At 50.2% G+C, this 2,530-nt stretch carries 1 tRNA gene and 2 rRNA genes; all 3 read right to left on the bottom strand.

The features are described 5' to 3' along the window. Nucleotides 1-682, bottom strand: a 23S ribosomal RNA gene (locus QM351_RS10270); the annotation flags it as partial. Nucleotides 683-805: 123 nt separating this feature from the next. Next, a tRNA-Ala gene (locus tag QM351_RS10265) sits at nucleotides 806-878 on the bottom strand. Nucleotides 879-931: 53 nt separating this feature from the next. Next, a 16S ribosomal RNA gene (locus QM351_RS10260) occupies nucleotides 932-2,479 on the bottom strand. Nucleotides 2,480-2,530 lie beyond the last annotated feature (51 nt).

Here is a 2,530-nt window from a genome sequence, read left to right as displayed (position 1 = left end):
CGCCCTATTCAGACTCGGTTTCCCTACGGCTCCGTCTCTTCAACTTAACCTCGCATCATATCGTAACTCGCCGGTTCATTCTACAAAAGGCACGCTCTCACCCATTAACGGGCTCGAACTTGTTGTAGGCACACGGTTTCAGGTTCTATTTCACTCCCCTCCCGGGGTGCTTTTCACCTTTCCCTCACGGTACTGGTTCACTATCGGTCACTAGAGAGTATTTAGGGTTGGGAGATGGTCCTCCCAGATTCCGACGGGATTTCTCGTGTCCCGCCGTACTCAGGATACTGCTAGGTATAAAGACTATTTCGAATACGAGGCTCTTACTCTCTTTGGCTGACCTTCCCATGTCATTCTTCTATAATCTTTAAGTCCACATTGCAGTCCTACAACCCCGAAGAGTAAACTCTTCGGTTTGCCCTCCTGCCGTTTCGCTCGCCGCTACTCAGGCAATCGCTTTTGCTTTCTCTTCCTGCAGCTACTTAGATGTTTCAGTTCACTGCGTCTTCCTCTACCTATCCTTAACAGATAGGAGTACTAGCCATTAGCTAGTGGGTTCCCCCATTCGGACATCTCTGGATCGTCGCTTACTTACAGCTCCCCAAAGCATTTCGTCGTTTGTCACGTCCTTCTTCGGCTTCTAGTGCCAAGGCATCCACCGTGCGCCCTTATTAACTTAACCTTATTTTTGGTCTTGCGACCTAAACTCTTTAAATATTTACAGCGTTTCGGTTTATTTTCTTGTTACTATTTGATATAGATATTCAATTTTCAATGTTCAATCTTAACACCATTACAGTGTTAATGGAGCCTAGCGGGATCGAACCGCTGACCTCCTGCGTGCAAAGCAGGCGCTCTCCCAGCTGAGCTAAGGCCCCACAAGACCTCTCAAAACTAAACAAGACCAACGTACAGGTTTCCATTTCCTTAGAAAGGAGGTGATCCAGCCGCACCTTCCGATACGGCTACCTTGTTACGACTTCACCCCAATCATCTATCCCACCTTAGGCGGCTGGCTCCTTACGGTTACCTCACCGACTTCGGGTGTTACAAACTCTCGTGGTGTGACGGGCGGTGTGTACAAGGCCCGGGAACGTATTCACCGCGGCGTGCTGATCCGCGATTACTAGCGATTCCGACTTCATGTAGGCGAGTTGCAGCCTACAATCCGAACTGAGACTGGCTTTAAGAGATTAGCTTGCCGTCACCGACTCGCGACTCGTTGTACCAGCCATTGTAGCACGTGTGTAGCCCAGGTCATAAGGGGCATGATGATTTGACGTCATCCCCACCTTCCTCCGGTTTATTACCGGCAGTCTCGCTAGAGTGCCCAACTCAATGATGGCAACTAACAATAGGGGTTGCGCTCGTTGCGGGACTTAACCCAACATCTCACGACACGAGCTGACGACAACCATGCACCACCTGTCACCTCTGTCCCGAAGGAAAACTCTATCTCTAGAGCGGTCAGAGGGATGTCAAGACCTGGTAAGGTTCTTCGCGTTGCTTCGAATTAAACCACATGCTCCACCGCTTGTGCGGGCCCCCGTCAATTCCTTTGAGTTTCAACCTTGCGGTCGTACTCCCCAGGCGGAGTGCTTAATGCGTTAGCTGCGGCACTGAGTCCCGGAAAGGACCCAACACCTAGCACTCATCGTTTACGGCGTGGACTACCAGGGTATCTAATCCTGTTTGCTCCCCACGCTTTCGAGCCTCAGCGTCAGTTACAGACCAGAGAGCCGCTTTCGCCACCGGTGTTCCTCCATATATCTACGCATTTCACCGCTACACATGGAATTCCACTCTCCCCTTCTGCACTCAAGTTAAACAGTTTCCAAAGCGTACTATGGTTAAGCCACAGCCTTTAACTTCAGACTTATCTAACCGCCTGCGCTCGCTTTACGCCCAATAAATCCGGATAACGCTCGGGACCTACGTATTACCGCGGCTGCTGGCACGTAGTTAGCCGTCCCTTTCTGGTAAGTTACCGTCACAGTGTGAACTTTCCACTCTCACACTCGTTCTTCTCTTACAACAGAGCTTTACGATCCGAAAACCTTCTTCACTCACGCGGCGTTGCTCGGTCAGACTTCCGTCCATTGCCGAAGATTCCCTACTGCTGCCTCCCGTAGGAGTCTGGGCCGTGTCTCAGTCCCAGTGTGGCCGATCACCCTCTCAGGTCGGCTATGTATCGTCGCCTTGGTGAGCCGTTACCTCACCAACTAGCTAATACAACGCAGGTCCATCTCTTAGTGATGCAATTGCACCTTTCAAGTCAATATCATGCGATATCGACTGTTATGCGGTATTAGCTATCGTTTCCAATAGTTATCCCCCGCTAAGAGGCAGGTTACCTACGCGTTACTCACCCGTTCGCAACTCATCCGCTCGGTGCAAGCACCAAGCTTCAGCGTTCTACTTGCATGTATTAGGCACGCCGCCAGCGTTCATCCTGAGCCAGGATCAAACTCTCATTAAAATAATTGTTTGTCTTAAACTCATTCTGTCACTGACAGATTTATTGTTTTTT

The organism is Streptococcus parasanguinis (assembly GCF_047465465.1).
Classification (GTDB): Bacteria; Bacillota; Bacilli; order Lactobacillales; family Streptococcaceae; genus Streptococcus; species Streptococcus parasanguinis_AI.
This window is presented reverse-complemented; position numbering and strand designations above follow the sequence as displayed.